Raw genomic sequence first — 23,209 nt, 5'->3', positions numbered from 1 at the left:
GGCAGCATGGCCGACACTCCCACGCCCCCAGCAGCACATAACCCCACCCCGCAGCGGGCCGCTCAGTCAGCAGCGTCCGCAGGCCCGCCTCCTGCCGCTCGAGCCAACCTGTTGCCGATCCCCGCCACCCTGCTTCCCGAGGACCATCCGGATTCCACGGTGTCCCTGGGACTAGCTTCCGGTGAATCTGCCGAGCACCTCGCCGCGGCGTACCCGGCGGCATCCCTGGCCTGGGCTGTGCTCGCTGAACAGGCACTAGAAAAAGGGGAGGCCGTGGCCGCCTATGCGTATGCGCGCACCGGATACCATCGCGGTCTGGACGCGCTTCGTCGCGCGGGTTGGCGAGGGCAGGGACCCGTGCCGTTTAAGCACGGTCCGAACCGAGGATTTCTGCGGGCCCTGATGGCGTTGGGACAGGCCGCTGAGCTCATCGGCGAACGCGACGAGGTACAGCGGATTGCGACCTTCGTAGCCGAGTGCGACCCCAGCTTGAGTTTGCCACGTCAATGACCCGCCCCTGATAGACTCGCGGCGCTTCGCGCCATATTAGCCACCCATCGGTGGTACCCGTCAGAGAGAAGGACCGATCATGCCCGCGATCGTCATCGTCGGAGCCCAGTGGGGAGACGAGGGGAAGGGCAAGGCGACAGACCTCCTCGGCCCCTACGTCGACTATGTTGTGAAACCCAATGGCGGCAATAACGCTGGTCATACGGTGGTGGTCGGCGGTGAGAAGTTTGAGCTCAAACTCTTGCCCGCAGGTATTCTCAGCCCGAACGCGACCCCGGTGATAGGCAACGGGGTGGTGGTGAACTTAGAAGCGCTGTTTGAGGAAATGGACGGCCTGATTGCCCGCGGCCTGGATGCTAGACGTCTGCGGATCTCTGCCAACGCCCACCTGGTTGCGCCCTATCACCAGACCATGGATAAGGTCACCGAGCGATTCCTCGGTAAACGAGCCATCGGCACCACCGGCCGCGGCATCGGTCCCAGCTATATGGACAAAGTAGGGCGGCTGGGCCTTCGGGTGCAGGACCTGTTCGACCCGTCGATTTTGCGCCAGAAAATTGAAGGTGCACTTCGGCAAAAGAACGAACTTTTGGTCAAGCTCTACAATCGCCGGGCGGTGGAGGTTGACGAAATACTCGACTACTTCCTGGAACGCGCTGAACGCGTTCGACCGATGGTGGTCGATACGACGCTGCTCCTGAATGAGGCGTTGGATCGCGGCGAGGTGGTGTTGATGGAAGGCGGTCAGGCGACGTTCCTGGACGTCGACCACGGCACCTATCCGTTTGTGACCTCATCGAACCCGACCGCGGGCGGTGCCTGCACCGGTTCTGGCATAGGCCCCACTCGTATCGACCGGGTGGTCGGTATCGTCAAGGCGTACACCACTCGGGTGGGGGCAGGGCCCTTCCCCACGGAGCTGCACGACAAGTGGGGAGAGTTCCTGCAGACAGTCGGCGGGGAAGTTGGTGTGAATACCGGTCGTCCGCGGCGCTGCGGCTGGTTCGATGCGCTGATGGTTCGCCACGCAACCCGGATTAACGGCTTCACCGACATTGTGCTCACCAAACTCGACGTGCTCACCGGGATAGCAGAGATCCCGATCTGCACCGGCTACGACGTCGACGGCGTACTTCACCGTGAGATGCCGATGACTCAGACCGAATTCCACCACGCCAAACCGGTGTACGACACCATGCCCGGATGGGACGAGGACATCACCGGCGCCCGCACCCTGGAGGACCTACCCGACAATGCCCGACGGTATATCGCCCGCCTGGAAGAGCTGTCCGGCTGTCGTTTCTCCGTGATTGGGGTCGGCCCGGGCCGCGAACAGATTATTCAGGTGCACGATCTGCTGCCCGACTCATCGCGCCAGGTAAGTCTCTGAGGTTATCCGTTGTCACCGCGCGCCAAGATCGACCCGGATCAGGGAAAGATCGCCGTGAAGACGTGGGCTGAACACCCCGCAGGATCGGTGCCCAGGGCAATTGTTGCAACCGCTGTCCGGTACACCACAGGCTTGCTCGCCGAGCGGTCACCGGGCGGCGCGGTTGAGCTGCGGGTGCCCCCGTTCGCGGTGGTTCAGGCTGTCGCCGGAGTTCGCCACACCCGTGGAACCCCGCCGGCGGTGGTCGAAACCGATGCCGACACATGGCTCGCTCTGGCTATCGGTCGTATGCGTTGGGAGGACGCCCGTCAGTCGGGCGCCTTGCATGCGAGCGGTGAACGAAGTGACCTACGCGGACTGCTTCCCGTCATCACAGGCTTTTCCGCCCACGCTGCGTGCTGCGCGGATACGCAGGAGGATCGTCGTGCGGGTAGCGATGCCACCGCCCCTGCTGACCACTAATGAGGAGAGACCCCCGTGACCGTTGCCGTCGAAATTGCCGTCCAAGACGTTAAAGGGCTGGAAGTCGCAGCTAGGCATGGAGCCAGCCGCGTCGAACTGTGCGTTGACCTCGACTGCGGGGGACTCACCCCGTCGGCTGACCTCACCCGCCAGTGCGTTGCCCGAGCCCGTGAGCTGGTTGAAGCGCGGGAGGCACGGGACACCTTCGACGTTCATGTTCTGATCCGTTCCCGTCCAGGGGACTTCTTTTTCCACCAAGACGAAGTCGAGCTGATGGCTAAGCAGGCCGCCGACGCGGTGCACGCCGGAGCCGCGGGCGTCGTGATCGGGGCATTGCAGCACGGATCGAGCGCATCGCAGATTGGAGTGGACCTCAAAGCAATTGAACACATTCGTGACGCCGCACTAGCAGCAGCCACCGAGGATGTGCGTGGGCTCGTCCTCACCTTCCATCGAGCGTTGGACGAACTGAACGGCACCGAGCAGCGAGTCGATGCCATTCACCGCCTGGTCAGCATGGGATTTCACCGGGCTTTGAGCTCCGGCGGGGCGCCGCGGGTGATCGACGGACTCACTGACCTCGCCCGGATGCAGGACGCCGGGGATGGGCTGCTGGACGTGATGGCCGGAGGCGGGTTGCGCCCCGCAGATATCCGTCAGGTGCTCGCACAGACCGGGGTGCGGGATGTGCATTTGTCGGCGCGCGGTAAGACCATGTGTGATGGCACGCTCACCGATCCGGCGATTGTGACGGCGGCGGTTGACGCGGTGGAGGGGCAATGAACAACGAGGATGTGACTGGCAGCCCCGATCGCACGATCGGTGATTCCGACCGGACTCGGGATCGCAACGAACCGGCTGATCACAGTGGTGAGACCGGTGACAGCACCGCTCGCGTCGTTTATGTGCGGCGCGGTCGAGCACCTCGCATCGGGTCGATTCTGCTGGTATTCATCCTGCTCGGAGTGGTCGCGGGTGTGGTGCTCGCGCTGTTCTCGAAGGGCTCTAGCCCGGCGGCAGTTCTGTATTTCGCGGTGCTGGGGGCACTTCTGATCGGAGCTGTCGGAGGCATCATCGGCGTGATCCTAGACATGCTGTATGCCCGTCGTCTGCAATCCGCTGAGCCCAGCGAGAACCAGGGCCATCTCGCCGATACCCGCGAGGACGGACCCAGCGCCTAAATATGGCACCATGGTGCCGTGGCACGCGGTGACGGAACCCTGAACCACGACCTCCTTCCCGGTGAGAAGGGCCCGCAAGATGCGTGTGGCGTCTTCGGAGTTTTCGCCCCGGGTGAGGACGTCGCAAAACTCGCCTACTACGGCCTATATGCGCTTCAGCATCGGGGCCAGGAATCCGCCGGGATCGCTACTAGCGACGGCGAAAAAATCCTGGTCTACAAGGACATGGGGCTGGTCTCCCAGGTCTTCGATGAAAGCTCGCTTGGATCGCTGACCGGGCATATCGCCATTGGGCACACCCGATACTCGACAACCGGGGGCTCTACCTGGGCGAATGCTCAACCTACGCTCGGGGCGCGGCATGAAGGCACCGTGGCTCTAGCCCACAACGGTAACCTGGTGAACACGCGGGAACTGCGTGACCTGTTGACCGCGCGGGACCAGCAGAGCGAGGCCGCACAGCCTGCGCGACGCAAGGGTGAAATTCATCGCGGAAACACCACGGATACCGCACTCGTTACCGCGCTGCTGGATACCCCGGGGAGCTTGCACGAAGCGGTGATCGATCTGCTGCCGCGTCTGCGCGGGGCCTATTGCTTTGTGCTGATGGACGAAACCACGCTGTATGCAGCCCGCGACCCAGAAGGGATCCGTCCGCTGGTGCTGGGTCGTCTGGAGCGGGGGTGGGTGGTCGCCTCAGAAAGCGCCGCGCTAGACATCTGTGGAGCGTCGTTCGTGCGCGAGATCGCTCCGGGGGAACTGATCAGCATCGACGAACAGGGCTTACATAGCGAGCAGGTGCAGCCGTCTCGGCCCAAGGGATGCGTCTTTGAGTACGTCTATCTCGCTCGGCCCGACACCACCATTGCGGGGCGCAATGTGAATGCAGCCCGTATCGCAATGGGCCGGGAACTGGCCCGGGAGCACCCGGTGGAGGCTGACCTTGTGATCCCCACTCCCGAATCCGGGACACCCGCCGCGATTGGTTACGCGCAGGAATCGGGTATCCCGTACGGCCAGGGCATGGTGAAAAATGCCTATGTAGGCCGGACGTTTATTCAACCGTCTCAAACCATCCGGCAGCTCGGTATCCGTTTGAAACTGAACCCGTTGCGCGAAGTCATTGACGGACAGCGCCTGGTGGTGATCGACGACTCCATTGTGCGCGGTAATACGCAGCGCGCTGTGGTGCGGATGTTGCGTGAAGCTGGGGCAAAGGAAGTTCACGTCCGTATTTCTAGTCCTCCGGTGACCTGGCCCTGCTATTACGGGATTGATTTCGCGATGCGTGCTGAGCTCATTGCCAATGGGCTTAACACGGACGAAATTTGCCGGTCTATTGGCGCAGACTCACTGGGTTACATCTCTGATAGCGGCATGATCCAAGCGACTAGGCAGCCGCCAGAACGCCTATGCACCGCTTGTTTCACCGGTGACTATCCGGTGGCTTTGCCGGATCCCGAAGGGCTTGGAAAGAACGTTCTTGAACAGAAGGGATGCTAAATACATGACCGAGGCACGTCCCGTCACGTATGCCAGCGCAGGTGTGGATACCCATGCTGGTGACACCGCTGTGGCGCTGATGAAGGAAGCGGTTGCGGCAACCCACGGGCCATCCGTGCTCGGAGGGATCGGTGGTTTTGCGGGGCTGGTGGATGTGTCCTCGTTCAAGAACTATCGGCGACCACTGCTGGCGTCGAGCACCGACGGGGTGGGGACCAAGGTTGCGGTTGCCCAAGCCCTCGATATTCACCACACGATCGGACAGGATCTGGTCGCCATGGTGGTGGATGACATCGTGGTGTGTGGGGCCCGCCCGGTGGCCATGACTGACTACATTGCCTGTGGCCGAGTGGTGCCGGATCGAATCGCCGACATCGTGCGTGGCATCGCAGACGGGTGCCGACTGGCCGATTGTGCCTTGGTGGGTGGCGAAACAGCGGAACATCCTGGGCTGCTGGGCCCGGATGACTACGACGTGGCTGGCGCTGCCGTGGGTGTGGTGGAAGCGGACGCACTGCTCGGACCTGATCGGGTTCAACCCGGTGATGTGGTTCTCGGCTTGGAGTCCTCGGGCTTGCATTCCAATGGCTATTCGCTGGTGCGAGCGGCGCTTGCTCGGGCAGGAGTCGGCTATGAGGAGCACGACGATCTCCTCGGACGCACGGTCGGAGCGGAGCTGCTCGAACCCACCAAGATCTATGCGGCGGACCTGCTGTTCTTGATTGACGAGATGGACACCGAGGTGGTGCGTGCCTTCAGTCACATTACCGGCGGTGGTCTAGCTGCTAATCTCGCCCGGGTGTTGCCGCGCGGTCTGACCGCGCACATTGACCGCGGCAGCTGGGTGCCGGGGCCGATCTTTGATCATGTGCGGGATTGGGGAGCGGTGCCGCAGCTTGACCTCGAAGCGACTCTGAACATGGGGATCGGTATGGTGGCGGTTCTCGCCCCGGACAGCGTCGCGCAGGCGGTGGATCTTTTGGCGCAGCGCGGGTTGGCTACTCACCGGCTCGGCTCAATTGTGCAGGAGCCCCATCCCGGGACTGCACAGGGCGCTCAGGGCCTCGATATCGTCGTGAGTGGGGCCAAAGGTGTCGATGGCGGCGCTGTTGCGCTCACGGGCCAATATCCGGGCTGGCCCCTGTGAGTCTTGCGCGGGGTTAACGCACGCGCTCGCGGGTTGTGGGACGGCTCCACGTTGGGGGCGTCTTCACCCTGGGGCTAGGCGGCGAGGGCCGCGTCGGACCCGAGAGATGTCATGGCGAGGAGTGTGCTGGATACGCCTGCCTGCTTGGGATACGCCTGCTTTTTGGGGATGTGATGGCCTGTTTGGGATCCGACGGCTCTTATGGGCTGTGGGCGTCGAAGGCTATGGACATAGAACAAGGTCGGGCCAGGGTTCATGTGAACCTGGCCCGACCTTGTTCTATACGCTGAGTTCAGCGTTTGCGGCTCGATTGCACTGCCTGGCCCTCGTCGGCGTAATCCTCATCATCGTCGTACTGTTCGGTTGCTGAGGATGCGCTCTTGCCCTGGAGCTCGCGTTGCAGGGCGGTGAGGTCGGTGGGGGGACTGTAGTACTTGAGGTCCCGTGCCACCTTGGTCTGCTTGGCTTTCTGCCGGCCACGCCCCATGGGTCAGACCCCCTGTGCTTCAACTTTCGGGCATGGGTGCCCGCCTGAATGTCTTGTCGCGTCTCCTAAGAGTATAGCGTCACGGGCTCTAAATGAAACTGAAGGTGAGGAACGCCGCGTAGATGTCGGATTTTGGGGTCCAGAGGGTCGGGTGGGGCGCGCTGTAAGAAGTGTGGAGGGCTCTCTGAGGGGCTTTAAGGGGTCGTCGCGCGCGGGAAGTCGGGGAAGTCGGTCAAGAGGGGCCGTTTAAGGCGCAGGTGGGGACCTTGACGGCCTGGGGGCGTGTGTACGGGGAATGTAGGTATGTGTGAGGTGATTCGGGAATACGTGTGAGGGGCGGCGGGCATGTGGATGGCGGCCATGATTGTGAGGGAGTGCGGGCGTGTATGTGGGGTGCATGTACGTGAGGGGTATGTGTGTATGTGAGGTGCATGTGTATGAGGGGTGTGACGGTCTGTATGGTCTCGGGTCGCATTTCGGAATCGGGTGCGGGTTATATGAGTGAGATCACCCAGGGGTTGGTGCGGCACTTCGGTGCGGTCAGTGGGGCATTAAGGATCTAAGGCTGGTGCTTAGGTGTTCACTGACGGAACTTTGGTGCGCAGTGAACGGTCACTATTTAGGGACTTAGGGCCCGCATGGAAGGCTCTCGAGTGGCGGCTGAGGTCCCGTCGTTGGGGTCAGTGTGAGAACCCTGAGAAACAGTGTGAGAGAAATCTGTTCACATTGAGAGATTTTTGGAGGCCGAGGTTCGCATCGTGAACCCGTGTGGCGAGCGCTTTAGAGGCGGACGTCACAGGGGTTGATTGGGTGTCAATCGGGGTAAGCGATGAGTTTCGAGAGCCAGTTATAGCGAGCTGATCAGCGGTAATCGATCAGGGCGTCGTGATCGTTTGGTTATCGAAGGGAAAGCCTTTTACATCCATACTTATGTATGGCAAAGCCGCGCTAGCTCAGTTATGTAATGAGTTCACATCAACTGCAATTCGTGTGATTTCCTATAGAATCGTTGGGCATATATCATTGAGGTTCTAGAGCGTATGCTCTAATAGGTGATATGTCGTTACTACCGTCATGGAAACGCCATGGCGGTGTATAGGCCGTAGTGGAGGAGCCGCATGACCCCCGAGCACGAGACTTCAGAGAAGCTACTTACGCCAGCCGAGGTCGCGCAGCTCTTCCGGGTCGACCCGAAGACGGTGACTAGGTGGGCGCAGGCGGGCAAGCTTTCGTCAATTCGCACCCTCGGCGGACATCGCCGTTACCGTCAGAGCGAGGTCGAGTCGCTGCTGCATGAGAATACCGAGGCTGACGGTTCCTGACCGTCCGTCCGCTGCTCTCCCGTTTAGGATGATCTCGTTGAGATCGCCTGCGGGAGAGTAGATGGGTGTGCCACAAGGATTCGACCCAGATGTGCTGGGTGAGGGTTTTTCAGCACGCCCGCTTTCTCTTGGAAGAGATGACGAGGGAGAGCTGTTCGCGACGCTAGTTCGCTACCAGCCTCCTTCTGTTTCTGCGAATTCGGTGTGCAGACCTTTAACGGGAGTCTCCGTTTTATATCTGCATGGCTGGTCCGACTATTTCTTCCAGCGTCACGTCGCGGAGTTTTTCAGCTCCCTAGGAGCTGAGTTCTACGCGTTGGATCTGCGCAAGTACGGGCGTAGCTTGAGGCCCGGGCAGACCCCAACGTCCGTGAATTCGCTGGATGAGTATGACGAGGACATTGATGCCGCTCGCGCCGTCATTGGACGCGAGCGGCGTCTTCTCGTTGTTGGACACTCCACCGGCGGCTTAATCGCAGCTCTATGGGCTGCGCGACATCGAGACGCGGTAACCGGGTTGGTTTTAAACTCGCCGTGGCTTGAGTTCTACCTGGGATCGGCGGGCCGATCGTTTATGACGCCCTTCGTCAAAGCCCGAGCCCGCATACATTCCCACGCCACCGTCACATCGCGCGGATTCCCGTTCTATGCCCGCACTGTGCATCGCGTCTACGGCGGGGAATGGGACTATGACCGGTCGCTGAAACCCGATGGCGGATACCCGCTGCCCGCGAGGACCCTGGCCGCAGTGCTCAAAGGCCAGCGTCGGCTCGCGCGCGGACTTGACCTCACTATTCCCGTGCTCGTTCTGTGCTCAACCCGGACCCGCTTCGGAGCCTGGTTTCATCGCGATATGCGCCGTGCCGATGTCGTTCTCAGCGTGAAAGCGATCGCTGCCCGTGCCCCGCGTCTAGGACGGTGCGTAACCACAATCAGGGTTGAGGGCGCGCGCCACGACGTATTCTGCTCCGACCTCGACGCCCGCTCGGCAGCGTTCCAGGCAGTGCGACGCTGGGCCGTAGGAGCCTTCGGGCAACGCTAACTACTGCCACCCACCTGAACAGATTTCTTAGCCTGGTGTTCTGGCGGCAAGACTTACTGCGAAGAACGGTGCGAGCGAGTAAAGATGGCCGCCAAGGCCACCAGCAAGCCGCACAGCGCCGGAACCCACGCCACCGCGGCGTAGCCCCCATGGTCCGCCAAACGTCCAGTCAGCGGCGAAGCTAGGGCTTGTCCCGTCACCACAGCCGCAGACATGAGGGTCATCACCAAACTGGCTCGACCGGCGGGGGAGGTGGCACCGGCGGTCGCGAACATCGTCACCATTGCCGGGCCCACGCCGCAGCCCGTGAGCGCGAGACACAGCATCAACGTGATCGGACCATGGGCTAGCGGCAGCATGAGTGCGCCGACGGTCATCACCGCCGCGGAGACGATCCACCGAGTGCGCAGACTAATCCGGTCGGGTACCCGCACCAAGGTCAGCGCGAACACCGCGGATGTCAATCCCATCGCGCCATACAAAATACCGGCCCGTCCGGGATCCCCGGTGGCATTGGCCATGGCAGTCACCGCGGTGAGAGTGGCACCGAAATAAGCACCCTGACAGGCCATCCCGATGACGGGAGACAGCACAGGAAGTCTAAAAATGTCCCGGGCGGGGGCCTGGGAACTGCCGGCGTCTGCATGCATTCGCACGGACGGCGGGGCCGTGCGGTGCAGAGCAAACCAAATCACAAACAAGGCAGTCGCCGCAGCAGCTAAGGTCAGCGGCGCGGGATCCCCAGCCAGAGCAGAAACCGTCCCCACCAAAACCGGGCCCACCACGAAGCTCAGTTCGTCGGCCATCGACTCATAGCCGAGCGCGGCCGCGACGGTCCGCGAATACCACCCGGCGCGTTTGCCGGGGTTATGTGTAGGGGTCCCAGCCAGATGCAGCCAACGCGACCTCGCCATCACCCCGACCTGAGGGTTAGCGAGTCCGGCGATTAAACAGGCAGCGCAGATCGCGATGGTCGGGGCCCGGTAGACCGCCAGGATCACGGTGGCAAGAATCCCAAGGCACGCCAGCACCGCAATGGGCACCAACACACGACGTTGACCGAAACGATCCACGGCCAGACCGAGCAGCGGGGCCCCAATTGCGGTCCCTAGACCGACAGAACCGGAACCGTAGCCCGCTGTGGTGTACGAGCCCGTCGTAGCAACCAGCAGCGTCATCACCGCGACGGGCATCATGGCTGCCGGTAGGCGCGCAATCCAAGCAATGGGGAAAAAAGCGGTGCCCGACAACTTGGGTAGGGCTCCGTAGCCTCCCCGACAGGCTGCTGCGTTCGCACTGGTGTGGCCGGTCATGAGGATGCTCCTGGTGTGCTGATGTCGTCGCCGTAAGGATGGATGTGGTGCCGTCGTACCCACCAGATACCGCCGGTCACCGCCCCGATCGGGACTTGGAGCACCGTGGTCGCCAGCGTCAACAGCAGCACCGCTGAGACGGCAGCGGTTGGGTCGGCACCGAGCGTGACCAGGGCGGCGGCAGTGCCCGTCTCCGTGATGCCAATGCCAGAAGGAGTCAGGGGAACCATCGCCAGCAGCCGGCCCAGAGCGAATGTTGCGAAAGCCGCTGCTAATCCGATGTCTTCGCCGACAGCCCGCAGGCACACGACGAACATAATGAACTGAATAACGCGTACACCTGTAGCAGGCAGGATGAGCCGGTGCCAGCCGCGTCGCATAATCGTTGTCGCCCGTTGCCGGAGCGACAGCGCGGGGGTCACCAAATCGGGGGTGCTGGACCGTCCCATGAGAGCGAAAACGCGATGAACTGTGTCCTGAAGCGAGGTGGTGAGCGCGCTCAGCGCCCGCGCTGAACACGCCACCGCAATCACGGTCCCCAAAACCAGAGCCCCCAGAACGGCCGCACTTAAAGCAGCCCAGGCCACACCGCGCGGAACAGCCTGACCAGCGAGAGCCAACGCGGCCAGCCCCACGACAGGCAGGGCCAGTTTGACCACGGTATCGGCAAGTGAGGTCAAGGCGACCGCTAAAGCGATGGTGCTGCGCGAAAACCCGTATGAGCGCAACATCGCATACAGCGCCCCGAGTGACAGTGCACTACCAAACGGCACGGAATTAGATATCGCGGTCGATGTCGTATGGGTGAGTAAACCGTGCCAGTACCGAAGACCAGGGACCACCACCTGCACCGCAACGGCATAGGTGAGAATCACGCACAGTTCGAGAACAAACAGGGCAATCAGATATGGCATGGAGATGCGCGACAGCGAGGTCGCGATACTCGGCCAGCTCGTGCCCGTGACGGCGGGAAGAACCCATCCGATCAGGATGATGACCGCGATGGCTGACAGCGTGATACGCAATGCTTGACGCAGGGGAGAAGTGGCCGTGCGGTCGCGTGGCCTGTGCTCGTTCATCGCCGACTATTCTCGCATGCGGGTTGAACTCCAAGGCGGGCGGTAAACGTCCCAAGAGCCCGCATAAAATACGGACGTGCGGATCGCTTTGGTTTCCGACTGCTATGAACCGCGCGTGGGCGGTATCGAACGTCATGTGGCGGCGCTTGCCCGTCACCTGGCTAGGGCCGGGCATCGAGTGTTCGTCGTCACCGCCACCGCGGAGTCACACGGTGCGCCATCTCTGCCTGCCACCTCGGGCTCACCCGCCCCCTCATCCTCACGCGATGGAGCGAACCCGCCATCAGACTCAGTATCAGACCCAGCAGCAGACCAAGTATCGGATTTGCATTCCCATGTGGTGCAGATTCGCAGATTGGGACGTGGTTTTGCTGGTCTGCCGGTTACCCCGTCCGGCTATCGACTGCTAAGCGCTGAACTGGCCGAGATCAGACCCGACGTGGTGCATATTCACGCCGGTCTGGTGTCACCATTTGCGAACCAGGCAATCCAGATAGCCCTGGCTGCGCACATACCGCTGGTCATCACCTGGCACAGTGTGCTTGCCGGGGTGATGACCCGAGTTCTTCCGGCATTGGGTCCGCTCGGGCGGACACAGACCATGCCCCTGTGGTACCCGCGTCAGCTGCGGTCAGGGCAGGGGGCGGTATTGACCGCGGTCTCTGCCCGGGCGGCGTTCGCGGCTCAGCGCTGCTTTGGAACCCCCATCCCGGTCAAAGTGTTGATCAACGCGGTTGATCCAGGCGACTGGGATATAGAGCGCCCGGTCATTCGAGCCGGCGGAGCGCTGCGGGTGGTGTCAGCCATGCGCCTAGCGCCGCGTAAACGGGTCGCCGATATTGTGCGCTTATCGCACACCCTGACGCCGCGGGATGCAACCTGCGGGGTGGACTGGGTGGTCTGCGGAACCGGGCCGTTTCGACACCTGGCCTCGGCAGTAACCCGAACTCGGGTGGTGCGTTTTGTCGGCCTGAAAAATCGCGACGCACTGAAACAGCTCTATCGCCAGGCCGATGTCTTTGTTGCACCGTCCCCCGACGAATCATTTGGTTTAGCAGCTTTGGAGGCCCGGTTAGCAGGATTGCCAATCATTGTGCGCACAGGGGCCCCGGTAGCTGACCTTTTCGACAATATCCCGCAGACCGAGTTGGATTCTGCCTCGAAAAATGCGCTGGACTCTGTTGCGCTGAGCGAATTGGGCGCAGGCTTACAGAACGCAGTGATCTCGGTCGACAGTCATGCCAAGCTGGGACAGATCCTTGCCCACTTCGCGCAAAATCCATCCGGTCCACAGTTGGCGGCCTTCAGAGATGCCGCGCGCACGCTGCCGCCGATACCGGGGTGGAAGGACAGCGTCGCTGAGCATATGCGGCTCTACGCGCAGGCCATAGCGCTGGTCACAGCGTCGGGGGCGTAAGATCGGTTCCGGCAAGCACACTCAAGGTCAACAGCACCAGGGCAGCTGTCCAAGCCAAAGGTGCAGCGCCTGCGGGAGCCCCGGAACCGTTGATCTTTTCCGGCAAAGAATCCGCCACCGTCAGATGCTGGGAAAGAAATCGGAGGTCTCCAAGGGCTTTATCGCGCTGTCCGGCACAGGCATCGACCAGGGTAAAGAGCGCGAGTTCCGGCGTCCACGAGGTCAGCCAGTCGTGCCAGTCTTCCCCAGGGCGGATGCCCCCTATGGGAACCGCGAGCCGCGTCCGGGCTCGGTCGCGGACCTGGTCTGTTGCACCCGTCCCAGCAAGAAACGGCGGGAAGACCATTGCAACGCCACAGTCCAGGCCGGGGCGATCAGCGCGGCGCGGCCAGCCACGAGTTCCAAAGCTGGTTCGCAAAGAGGCGTGGGCACGGCGAGCAGCCATATGCAGAGCACGGCCCTCGGCAACGTCGCTGAGCAGTCGGGAGGCCGCGCACAGCCCGCTGGTCACCGGGGCAGCTGTTCCGAGTGTGAGCGCAGAGGTCGGAACTTCCCAGTAATCGGGGGAGGCGCTCGGAAGTCCTGTGACCGGGTCGAGGTGACGGGTGAGACCGCGAGCTAGTGCCGACGCCATATGTTGAACGGTGCGGGCACGGTCAGCGGCGACCTGCCCAGGTGCGAGATGACGCCACTGGTCAAGTGCCCATAGTGTCCATCCCAGGCCGTCCAGTTGCGCTCCGCGATGGTCCGGCGGTGAACAGGATCCGGGGAGATATCGAGCCTCCAGGGTGCCATCGGGGCTAAGACAGCCCACGCTGCGCTGAAGAACGGATAGTCCGCGGTCGGCAGCTCCGTACACGGTGAGCGCGAGGGCAACGAACGCGGCGTCGCGGGGCCAGTGGTACCGCCAGTTCGGGGCGATGGATGCTAGCGCGGTGCCGTCGGCAAGAGTGAGAACATCCAGGTCGGCGAGGGCTTGACGGGCCATTGTCCGAAGCTGAAAAGGGACATGAGAAAGATCAGCGGTAGCGGCGAGAGCGGAGGGGACAATGCGGGCACGCAGTGACCGTGGAAGCCAGAGCCGACGCTGTACCGGATCTGCGGGGCCGCGGCCCGGGAGTGCTTCCAGACGACCGTCGGTCAGGCGCACGACGCCGCTGCTGCGCAGTATCCACGATGTTCCCGGGGCGGCACGCTCGGGCGTTGTCGGCTGAGCCAGTCCCGCTGAGCAAGCTGTGACCAGCGCAACCATGCCTGTCCGGCGCAGAACAGAACGTCGTGACGGCACGTCAGCACCTTAGACTTCCGGTATGAACATCGTCATTGGAATCTTGGTTATCCTCCACCTCGTGTGCTGGGCCGTTGCTCTCGGTGCGTGGGCTGTGGCCGCTCGTACCAAGCAGATTAGCCCTGCTGTCGCCCATGCCGCCGCTGGCGCTCTCGTATTCGGCGCCCTGGCAATGGTCGTGAACATGTCCATGGGTGCCGCCAGCGGGCATCTTTTCTACACCATCAAACTCGTGGTGGCGCTGATTGTGACCGCGTTTGCCTTTGTGGCCAAGGATCGTCGGGAGAAGACGAACCCGGTTGTGTGGTACGGCATTCCGGTTCTGATCATCGCCAATATTGTGGTGGCCGTTTTCCATATCGGAGGCTGAACGCGTCGGCGCTGTGCCCCGGCACTACCAGTGGGCGGCGATCAACCCGATCGCAACCACCAGCGTGAATAGTCCAAGATAGCTGGCTCCGATGACCAGCACCGGTGTCGGAGGACGGGAGCGGGTGCGCAGGGCGGTGCGGGCCGGTGCGATGGCCCGAGACAGCAGTTCTACGATCCCGCCCCACAGCATGAACACGAGAGGTCCCCACGCGACCAGCTGAATATCGAAGCTGATCTGCGGCTGCGACCCCAGCAGCATCTGTCCGATAGCGCCGGTATCCACCCAGGCTCGGCTCCGGGTCGCCACCAGGGCCAATAGGGCAAGCGCCCCGTAGGCCGCCGGAAGTACAAACCAACCGCCGATGCGAGTGATCCGGCTGACATCGGTTCCTTCAGGCTGGCGAAACCGCGTGGCATTGCGGATGGCTGCAGCGGCCAACGCGAGAGCGAACACTGCCGCCAGCAGCGGGATCCAGTGCCATGGGTCCAGGGATGTGATGGTGCCGAACATCTGGGTCTCGCCGGGGAGGGTACCATGCACGGGCGCGAGCATGCCGACCGCCGCTGCCCAGATTGCAATGGTCACACCAAACCACGGGGACATCAGCAAGAACACGGCGGCGTTGGCTAGCCCCGAGTGGGTCGCAATCTCCCAGGTCAGGGTGATCAACACAATGCTACCGCCCAGTAACGCCAGGGTGACCAGATGAGTGAGGGCGGTGCCAATGCCTCGGCACACATCGCGCATCAGCGGGATGGGGACCAGGGGTTTGCGCGCCCCTAGCTGCTGGCCGATCAGGGTTCCGGCGAAAACCACCAGGAACACCCCTGCTGCCGCCCCATAGTTTCCAGTGCGCAGCTCATTGGTGGCAACTGTGGAAGAGGTCGGCGGGAACGGAATCGCAAAGATCCACATAGCGATGGAACTGCCAATCATCGCGAAAATCCCGGCGAGCAGCGCAGAGGACACAATAGCGAACTGGTTGGTTGGACGACTTGTGCGGTTGAGGACAATGTTCGTTCCGATCACCACCAGCATGGTGATCACGGGAATGATCAAAATGGGCATCCGGTAGACCAGAGACATCCCGGTGCTGGCCCCGTACGGGCTGTACATGGAGATATCCCCGCGCAGTGTGCCACCGAAGCCGATGGCGACGGTCTGGGCGATCACCCCGATGATCAGCTGGAATGTGTACAACGGGCCGGGATCGGGAACTACCGTGGGATGCAGCGGCCCGGGTGGGATGGGGGTGTCGGGCCAGGTGGGCGCAACCGTTAACGTCGCAATCACGGCGAGGCCCAGCAGGATGATGGCGGTGATGGTGGCTCCGAGGGCGGCCATAATCGGGCCGACCACGATGGAACCGATCATGTTGACCGGTTGGATGGGCCGTGACCAAAACGGGATGTCTGGAACGTGGATTTGGGGGACCTGAGTGTCTAGAGTCTGGGCGTCGGGGGCCGATGTGGATGCCGCGCGATGCAACGAGACGGCATCGGGTGGCGATGGCGTCGTGCGCGGGACGCTCATGCTCGGTACTCCTCTTGTCGTCGGCTTCCCTGGAATCTTACCGAGAGGTACCGGCATATGGCCTCACCAAAAGGGCTTAGGTCCTTTGTCGGGTCGGGCGCCTATCCTGGTCGCACCATGAGCTCTTTGTTCGATGACTTTCCGCTGCCCGCCGCCTTTGATCGTTTCGCAACGAATCCGGCGGTTCCTTCTGATGCCCCCGAGCCCTCGCCTGAATCCTCTGACCTGACAGTTGGTGCCTCCGGTCTGGGCGCCGGACGCGATGCGCCTGGTGCTGGACCAGATCGCGAGGCTATCGTGCGCCCAGGCCATGGGGCTGAGCGTGCAGCTGGTCCGGTGGCTGCCGCTGCCGTACAGGGCGGTAGCCCGGATGATCTGGTGGTGGGGCTCAACCCGCCGCAACGCGAAGCGGTCGAGCATCGGGGGTCTCCTTTGCTGATCGTGGCCGGCGCCGGATCGGGCAAGACCAGGGTCCTGACCCATCGCATTGCCCATCTTCTGCGGACAGGGGAAGCGCATCCCGGGGAAATTCTCGCGATTACCTTCACTAATAAGGCCGCCGCGGAAATGAAAGAGCGGGTTGAGGCGCTCATCGGTCCGGCAGCCCGCTCCATGTGGGTGTCAACGTTTCACTCGGCGTGTGTCCGGATTCTTCGGCGAGATGCCGGTGCGCTCGGTCTGACGTCGGGGTTTTCCATTTACGATGCGGCGGATTCTCAGCGGCTGATTCAGTCGGTGTGCAAGGACCTCGGCCTCGATACGAAAAAGAATCCGCCGCGCGGGTTCGCCTCCCGAATCTCCTCCCTCAAAAATGAACTGGTTAGCCCGCAACGGTTCACCGACGAGGCAGAGAACTCGAAGAACCCGTGGGAGAAAACAATTGCCAAGGTGTACGCGGCCTATGACGAACGGCTGCGCCTAGCGGGGGCGTGTGACTTTGACGACCTGATCGGTTTGGTGGTGCGTTTGCTGCGCGAGCACCCGGACATTGCCGAGGGGTACCGGCGACGTTTTCGACATGTTCTGGTTGATGAATATCAGGATACCAACCACGCCCAGTATGCGTTGATCCGCGAGCTTGTGGGGGAAAATGAGCATGTGGACCTCACCGTGGTGGGTGACTCTGACCAGTCCATTTATGCGTTCCGCGGGGCGACAATTCGTAACATTATCGAGTTCGAGCAGGATTACCCACGGGCCCGCACGATTGTGCTCGAACAGAATTACCGCTCGACCCAGAACATTTTGACCGCGGCGAATGCTGTGATTGAAGCCAACCCGGGGCGGCGGAAGAAAAATCTCTGGACTGACCATGGGGCGGGCGACAAGATCACCCTGTATGTCGCTGACGATGATCAGGCGGAGGCTCGCTATATCAGCCAGCAGATCGACGCCTTAATTGACGGTGGCCGACAAGCGGGCGATATCGCGGTGTTTTATCGCGCGAACGCTCAGTCCCGAGCGTTGGAGGACCAGCTGGTTCGGGTGGGGTTGCCCTACAAGGTGGTCGGCGGAACCCGCTTTTATGAGCGCCGTGAGATTAAGGACGCTATCGCCTATCTGCGCGTGCTGGTTAATCCCGCCGACGAAATAAACCTGCGTCGGATCCTTAACGTTCCCAAGCGGGGAATAGGTGACCGAGCAGAAGCAGCCGTCGCACTGTTAGCCGAGCAGGAGCGGGTCGCGTTTGGCGAGGCGCTGGAACGGGCTGAGGAAGCTCCCGGCATCGCCACCCGGTCGCTGGGGATGATCCGAAACTTCACTGCACTGCTCGCCGAGCTGCGCGAACTGGTGGATCGAGGTGAGGGCCCGGCCACCGTTTTGGATGCTATTTTGCAGCGCACGGGGTATGAAGCGGAGCTGAGAGCGAGCGATGACCCACAAGACGAGTCGCGGCTGGAGAACCTGTCCGAGCTGGTGGCGGTTGCCGCAGAGTTTGAAACTGAGCAGCAGGCTGGGGCCGCAGCAGAGTCAGAATTCGCGGCATTGGCGGGGGATGAGACAGAGGCTGATGCCCGTCCCGACCAGCTCACTGACCTCACCGACATCGCTGGTGACCAGTCCGAACAGGGCTTAGTCGAAGCGTTTTTAGAAAAGGTGTCGCTGGTGGCGGATTCGGATCAGATTCCCGACGGAGATGACCAATTCGTCACCCTGATGACGCTGCATACGGCAAAGGGTCTTGAATTTCCGGTGGTGTTTTTGACCGGGATGGAAGACGGTACGTTCCCGCATCAGCGTTCTTTAGCTGATCCTGAGCAGCTGGAGGAGGAACGACGATTGGTGTATGTGGGTCTAACCCGCGCTCGCGAACGGCTTTTTATCACCCGTGCCCAGATGCGTGCCGCCTGGGGATCTACCCAGTACATGCCAGCCAGCCGGTTCATCGATGACCTTCCCGACGAGGTTATGCATGTGGCCCGGGCGGGCAGTAGCTCTTTGTCGGGTAGTAGCTCCTGGGGCAGCGGATCGAGCCAGGGACAGTCCTGGGGACGTGAGCAGACACGTCGTGGGCCATCCCTAGTGGGTGCGGGGATTGGTCAGGGGCGGCGAGATGTCTCGCGTCCGTCCTTCGGATCCGGGCGTCCCGCACGCAACGCGGACCAAATCCCGTCGCTAGCGGTCGGGGATCGCGTCACCCATGATTCTTTCGGCATGGGAACAGTCACCTCGGTCAGCGGCTCGGGAGAAAAGACCCAGGTGGAAGTGGTGTTCAAAGCGCCGCACGGAAAGAAACGCCTGCTCGTGCGCTATGCGCCGCTCACCAAGCTGTAACTGGATTGAGGGCGTTGCTTTACAGCCCGGTAGAATGCCGCAGTCTTAACACCCTACAAAGGATGCCTTGTGTCGCTTGTCAATAAACGGACCTCGACCGCTATGGCGGCTGAGCAAAACCGCTACCTGAAGAAGACCCTGGGGCGGCTCGACATCCTGTTCCTCATTATTGCGGCTGTGGTCGGGCTGGAAATGCTCGGATCGGTCTCAGCACTGGGTCCGCAGACATTCACCTGGTGCTTGGTCTTGGTGTTGTTCTTCCTGGTCCCCTACGCGCTGATTTTCGCTGAAACAGGTGGGGCGTTTATCGGCGAAGGTGGGGTGTATTTGTGGGTGCGCGAGGCTTTCGGACGCCCGTTAGCTTCGGTCGCGTCGATTCTGACTTGGGTGACGCAACCGGTCTGGGTGGGTGGATCGATGGCGTTTCTCGCATCGGAGACCATTGATCAGTACCTCATTCCGGTCAGCCACGGCAGTGTTGGTGACTATGCAGTGAAGCTCAGCTATATCTGGATCACGGTGTTCTTTGCCGTGGTGAGCATGAACAAGGCCAAGTGGGTGCCGAATCTAGGTGCCGTTCTCAAGATTGTTTTCTTGGGGTTCTTCGTTCTGACCGCTGTTCTCTATCTGATCCTCAAAGGTCCGCAAACACTGTCGCTGGGATCATTAACCCCCACCCTCACCGGGTTTTTTGCGGTGGTTCCGCTGCTGCTGTTTTCTTTTCTCGGATTTGAGGCACCGAACTCAGCGTCCGGGGAGATGAAAAACGCTACCAAAGACGTGTCGATTTCGGTGTTGCGGGCCTGCGCGATTGCCGCGGTCTGCTACCTGATACCGATCGCTGCGATTTTGTGGGTTCTTCCCGCGGAGAAGATCGACGGGGTCGACGGTCTGATGAACGCGGTGCGCGAGGTCTTTAGCGTGTACGGCCCCGTCCAGGAGCCGATGCTCGCCGCAATGGCGCTGATCCTGGTCGCTATCACGGTCTGTCACGGGGCATCGTGGATGCTGGTCTCTGACCGGATGCAAGCCATCGCTGCGGCCGACGGTGCCTTCTTTGGAGGATTTTTTGGCCGCTTTCACCGCAGCCTTGGCACTCCGGTACGAGTCAACGTGCTCTCCGGGGTGGTGGCGACGGCCTTCTTAGTGGCCGCGATGAGCGTGCACGGAACGTCAGCGACCTTGTTCAACATTGTGCTGAATATTTCGATCAGCACATTCTTACTGTCGTATCTGATCATTATCCCGGCTGTGATCCGCCTGCGGTATTCGCGACCGGATGTGCCGAGGTCCTTTAAAGCACCGGTCTCTAACCTGGGGTTCATGGCACTCGGCGGGCTGTGTTTGGCCTGGGTGCTGGTTGGGTCCTGGACGACGGTTTTCCCCGGGACGATCGAGCACATGCTGGGCCTGCCTTACGACTTCCACGGCACGTGGAAAGTTGAACGCGGAACCTTTGAAGCGTTGACGCTCGGTACGCTCGCTGTGATCACCGTGCTTGCGCTGGTGGGTTATGTGCTGGGAACTCCGCTGCGTCGAGCCCATCCGCTCAGCGCATCGCCTGCCCCCCGATAACAGCGCAGATTCCACCCGCTGATCAGGTTGTGACGGTGATCAGTCCGCGGGCACCGCGCTCCATGTCAACAAACGAATGGTTAACGAAGGTGTAGGTGCCGGGTTGTTCAAACACGGTTTCAACGAATCCTCCTTGGCATGAGGCGAGGTCTAACGCCTGGGATCCGCCAAGGTCGGGGTTATCCGGACGCAACAGGTACGCGCCTTCTTTAAAGACGGTGTCGAATTGGGCGCCCACAATATGGAAACTTATGCCCCTGCTCGGTCCCGCGGCGAGAACCCAGAACCGGATACGTTCTCCAACCCGAGCAGTCAAAGGCGCGTGCACATACTGGTTTGCGTGTCCGTTAAACATGGTGAGGTCCGGCCGTTCATCAGCAATTTTGCGCATATCGACGTTCCCGCCGCGAGGACCTAAATAGGCCTCAGATTGCACCAGTACATATTCGCGAGCCACCTGGCTCAGGCTCGGCGGACGCACGATCACGGCCCCAAACATTCCGGATGCAATATGCGCTGACATTGGCATCGTGGAACAGTGATAGAGCCAGATCCCGGAACGATGGGCGGTGAACTCGTAATCGAGTGACTGCCCGGGTGCGATGGTGCGCATATTTGGTTGCGGTGAAACCGTTCCCGCGTGGAAATCTATCGAATGGCCCATGCTGCCTTTATTGACCAGATGTACCGCGAACTCGTCTCCGACATGTGCGTGCAGGATCGGTCCCATCACTAGACCGTTGTAGGTCATGGCGCGTTGGGTAAATCCGGGGGCGAACTCGCGGTCGACCTCTTCGGCGGTGAGGTCAATCTGGTGCCGTCGCCCGGGAGGAACCGCGGGCAATAAGGCATGACGAGGCTGGTACTGGGGCCCGGGAGGTGCCGTGAGATCGACGGTTTGGCGCTCGGGGACGCCGACAAGCTGTTCGTCGTGTGCATCCGTGTTGCCGTGGGTGTCAGCGGCGGTGTGGTCTGTTCCAGCTGATCTGAGGGCCCGGATGTTTAAGACCATGCCCATCGCCCGGTGCCCCACGATGGTGCACCACCCGTGTATATCGGTGCGGATCACCCCGACGTCGAGCGTTTGAGATGCGCCGGGAGACAGACGCCGAGTCTGAGCGCCGTTATCCAACGCCAGGTCGTGTGTGGTCGTCGGATCGGTGTTTGTGACGGTGAGTATCAGGTGATCACCCACCGGAACCGTGAGATTTTGGGGATGAAACCTCATCCCCGATGCGGTGACTTTAATCCTCGTCGTATGCCCGGTGGGACGGATAGCGCGAGTGTTTCCGTCAGGATCAGAGGTGGCGGAGGAGATGGGCCCTGTGAGTGCAGGGTCGGCAGCCCGGCCCACGGCGACCGCACCTAGCGCGGTGCCGATCCCGAGCACTGCTTCGGCAAAATGTCGCCGGTTCACCGGTGTCTCGTGCTCATTCGACACGTGGTGTGCGGCCAGGTTGGGCGTTGTGTCCGGCGTCTTGTGCTGCGCGTGTAGGGCTTGCTGGGCGCGCCCGGTATCCCGTCTAGCCCGCAGATTGGCCTTGACCATCCGAATAATGAGCGGAATGAACATCCCCAAGCTGATGAAAGCCACGAAAGCAACGGCGACTCGGACCGTTGAAGAGGGGATTAATAGGTACAGCACGAGGGAGGTGTTCAGCGCGATGACTCGGGCAACCCCAAACCGATCCGTTTCGCGCAGCCCAGCCCGCACTGGCGCGGGGCCGCCACCCATCACTGTAGGCATGAGGTAACTCATGGCGCCGAAGAGCAACTGAACCAAAAAGCCTGCAACATAGGGGACGGTGAGGCCCTGGATATCACCGGCCACCAGCACCCGGTGAGGGTCCGTTAGAAGCAGCACGAGCAGACCAATTAAGGTCCCGAGCAGCCATAGAACCCCTGCCGCGATCGACATCGCAGGGAATGTGACGGGTGGTTGAGCATGCGCACAGCGCACGAGGTCTGTCATAAACCACAGCAGCCCAGCTAGATACACCACCAGGCCCGCGACCACCAGTGCAGTGAATCCGAGGAGTGCCCCGGCCACGATCAGCGTCATCCCGGCCGCGAGGGCAATAAGCACGCGATAACCGGTCTGCGCCTGGCCTGCAACCATCCGGGTCCGCAAGACAGTCGGCCACAGGGTGATCAGAGTCCCCACAGCCGTGAGCCCCACGAAACCGAGCAGATTGATCGCCTGGTGAGCGAGAAGTAGTCGCCCCTGCCAAGGGCTCGGAGGAGAAAATGCGAGGAGAGCCCCGAACGTGGCGCCCACCGGGAGTAACAGTGCTGCGGTGATGTAAAAACGGACGGTGCTGCGAAATGGAGAGGGAAGCGCTCGCCGAAGCTGCCCGAGTAAATCGAGGGCGTACCAGGTGACGCAGCCGCCCACCACCACGGCTCCGGCTACGGTGACCCACGGCCACCCTCCGATGATTCCCGTGCCCACCACGATGATGCCGACGGTGAGCGCCCGGATTCGCCACACCTGAACTGACCGGGCTGAGTCCGGTAAACGGATTTTTAACAGTGCTTCGGTGAAATGCTGGCCCCAGATCATGATCGATGTGGTGATCAGACCCAAGGTCACCATATGCACCAGCAGCCAGCGTGATTGCGGCACCCACGGATGAATAAACGCGAGCACCACCAGGGCAAAGAGCCACCATGAAATGGGGCGGGAAGCTTGCCGGTGCCAGGATCGGCGACCGCCGGGCGGGCTGTGTCGCGGGCGGTTTGAGGATGGGGTGGGGTCGGCTGTCGGTGCGGAGGCCTCGTCGGTCACGCACTCATGGTAGGACCGAGGGTC

The 23,209-nt window shown here is 61.7% G+C and carries 19 protein-coding genes; 13 read left to right on the top strand and 6 right to left on the bottom strand.

What is annotated here, in order from left to right:
- Positions 1 to 6 precede the first annotated feature (6 nt).
- The 7 genes from BN1724_RS07160 to purM all read left to right on the top strand — a co-directional run bounded on the left by BN1724_RS07160 (position 7) and on the right by purM (position 6,193).
- On the top strand, positions 7 to 510 hold the full coding sequence (locus BN1724_RS07160; protein ID WP_084252853.1) for a DUF3151 domain-containing protein: 504 nt from the start codon (positions 7 to 9) through the stop codon (positions 508 to 510).
- 79 nt (positions 511 to 589) lie between these two features.
- Positions 590 to 1,900 carry an adenylosuccinate synthase gene (locus tag BN1724_RS07155; RefSeq protein WP_058234804.1) on the top strand — a complete coding sequence of 437 codons (1,311 nt, stop codon included), beginning with the start codon at positions 590 to 592 and terminating at the stop codon, positions 1,898 to 1,900.
- Positions 1,901 to 1,909: 9 nt separating this feature from the next.
- Positions 1,910 to 2,362 (top strand): sterol carrier family protein, encoded by a 453-nt coding sequence (locus BN1724_RS07150; RefSeq protein WP_067635252.1) that lies wholly within the window; start codon positions 1,910 to 1,912, stop codon positions 2,360 to 2,362.
- A gap of 15 nt (positions 2,363 to 2,377) precedes the next feature.
- Positions 2,378 to 3,145, top strand: a complete 768-nt coding sequence (locus tag BN1724_RS07145; RefSeq protein ID WP_058234803.1) for a copper homeostasis protein CutC — start codon at positions 2,378 to 2,380, stop codon at positions 3,143 to 3,145.
- Entirely contained in the window at positions 3,142 to 3,543 is a 402-nt protein-coding gene (locus BN1724_RS07140; RefSeq protein WP_058234802.1) for a hypothetical protein, read from the top strand. Before BN1724_RS07145 ends, BN1724_RS07140 begins: the two co-directional genes overlap by 4 nt.
- 18 nt (positions 3,544 to 3,561) lie before the next feature.
- Positions 3,562 to 5,046, top strand: coding sequence for an amidophosphoribosyltransferase (gene purF, locus BN1724_RS07135; protein WP_058234801.1), 1,485 nt, complete (start codon positions 3,562 to 3,564; stop codon positions 5,044 to 5,046).
- A gap of 4 nt (positions 5,047 to 5,050) precedes the next feature.
- Positions 5,051 to 6,193, top strand: a complete 1,143-nt coding sequence (gene purM / locus BN1724_RS07130; RefSeq protein ID WP_058234800.1) for a phosphoribosylformylglycinamidine cyclo-ligase — start codon at positions 5,051 to 5,053, stop codon at positions 6,191 to 6,193.
- A 292-nt stretch (positions 6,194 to 6,485) separates the two neighbouring features.
- Here purM and BN1724_RS07125 read toward each other — a convergent pair whose 3' ends face one another.
- Positions 6,486 to 6,680 (bottom strand): DUF3073 domain-containing protein, encoded by a 195-nt coding sequence (locus tag BN1724_RS07125; protein WP_058234799.1) that lies wholly within the window; start codon positions 6,678 to 6,680, stop codon positions 6,486 to 6,488.
- Positions 6,681 to 7,798: 1,118 nt separating this feature from the next.
- Between BN1724_RS07125 and BN1724_RS07120 the strand changes: the two genes are divergently transcribed.
- Complete coding sequence (locus BN1724_RS07120; protein ID WP_058234798.1) at positions 7,799 to 8,002, top strand: BldC family transcriptional regulator; 204 nt, start codon at positions 7,799 to 7,801, stop codon at positions 8,000 to 8,002.
- A 61-nt stretch (positions 8,003 to 8,063) separates the two neighbouring features.
- Positions 8,064 to 9,044: an alpha/beta hydrolase gene (locus tag BN1724_RS07115; RefSeq protein WP_058234797.1), complete on the top strand. Its 981-nt coding sequence runs from the start codon at positions 8,064 to 8,066 to the stop codon at positions 9,042 to 9,044.
- 53 nt (positions 9,045 to 9,097) lie between these two features.
- Here the strand turns inward: BN1724_RS07115 and BN1724_RS07110 are convergent, their stop codons facing one another.
- Together BN1724_RS07110 and BN1724_RS07105 are read right to left on the bottom strand one after the other, a co-directional pair.
- Positions 9,098 to 10,357 carry an MFS transporter gene (locus BN1724_RS07110; RefSeq protein ID WP_058234796.1) on the bottom strand — a complete coding sequence of 420 codons (1,260 nt, stop codon included), beginning with the start codon at positions 10,355 to 10,357 and terminating at the stop codon, positions 9,098 to 9,100.
- Positions 10,354 to 11,436, bottom strand: a complete 1,083-nt coding sequence (locus BN1724_RS07105; RefSeq protein ID WP_058234795.1) for a lysylphosphatidylglycerol synthase transmembrane domain-containing protein — start codon at positions 11,434 to 11,436, stop codon at positions 10,354 to 10,356. Before BN1724_RS07105 ends, BN1724_RS07110 begins: the two co-directional genes overlap by 4 nt.
- Before the next feature lie 76 nt (positions 11,437 to 11,512).
- Between BN1724_RS07105 and BN1724_RS07100 the strand changes: the two genes are divergently transcribed.
- Entirely contained in the window at positions 11,513 to 12,853 is a 1,341-nt protein-coding gene (locus BN1724_RS07100; protein ID WP_058234794.1) for a glycosyltransferase family 4 protein, read from the top strand.
- Here BN1724_RS07100 and BN1724_RS07095 read toward each other — a convergent pair.
- Positions 12,834 to 14,141 (bottom strand): glycoside hydrolase family 15, encoded by a 1,308-nt coding sequence (locus tag BN1724_RS07095; protein WP_157085808.1) that lies wholly within the window; start codon positions 14,139 to 14,141, stop codon positions 12,834 to 12,836. The two genes, BN1724_RS07100 and BN1724_RS07095, sit on opposite strands and share 20 nt — an antisense overlap.
- 22 nt (positions 14,142 to 14,163) lie before the next feature.
- Here BN1724_RS07095 and BN1724_RS07090 point away from each other — a divergent pair, with 22 nt between their 5' ends.
- Entirely contained in the window at positions 14,164 to 14,511 is a 348-nt protein-coding gene (locus BN1724_RS07090; RefSeq protein ID WP_058234792.1) for a hypothetical protein, read from the top strand.
- Between the two features lie 24 nt (positions 14,512 to 14,535).
- Here the strand turns inward: BN1724_RS07090 and BN1724_RS07085 are convergent, their stop codons facing one another.
- Positions 14,536 to 16,047, bottom strand: a complete 1,512-nt coding sequence (locus BN1724_RS07085; protein WP_058234791.1) for a hypothetical protein — start codon at positions 16,045 to 16,047, stop codon at positions 14,536 to 14,538.
- Positions 16,048 to 16,164: 117 nt separating this feature from the next.
- On the opposite strand from BN1724_RS07085, the gene BN1724_RS07080 reads away from it, so the two are divergent.
- Together BN1724_RS07080 and BN1724_RS07075 are read left to right on the top strand one after the other, a co-directional pair.
- Complete coding sequence (locus BN1724_RS07080) at positions 16,165 to 18,822, top strand: UvrD-helicase domain-containing protein (protein WP_058235846.1); 2,658 nt, start codon at positions 16,165 to 16,167, stop codon at positions 18,820 to 18,822.
- A gap of 69 nt (positions 18,823 to 18,891) precedes the next feature.
- Complete coding sequence (locus tag BN1724_RS07075; protein ID WP_231928189.1) at positions 18,892 to 20,397, top strand: APC family permease; 1,506 nt, start codon at positions 18,892 to 18,894, stop codon at positions 20,395 to 20,397.
- Positions 20,398 to 20,419: 22 nt separating this feature from the next.
- Here BN1724_RS07075 and BN1724_RS07070 read toward each other — a convergent pair whose 3' ends face one another.
- Entirely contained in the window at positions 20,420 to 23,185 is a 2,766-nt protein-coding gene (locus BN1724_RS07070) for a multicopper oxidase domain-containing protein (protein ID WP_197671769.1), read from the bottom strand.
- Between the last annotated feature and the right edge of the window lie 24 nt (positions 23,186 to 23,209).

Source organism: Devriesea agamarum (genome assembly GCF_900070355.1).
In the GTDB taxonomy this organism is placed as follows: Bacteria; Actinomycetota; Actinomycetes; order Actinomycetales; family Dermabacteraceae; genus Devriesea; species Devriesea agamarum.
The sequence above is the reverse complement of the archived record's forward strand: the minus strand, read 5'-3'. Positions and strand labels throughout refer to the sequence as shown.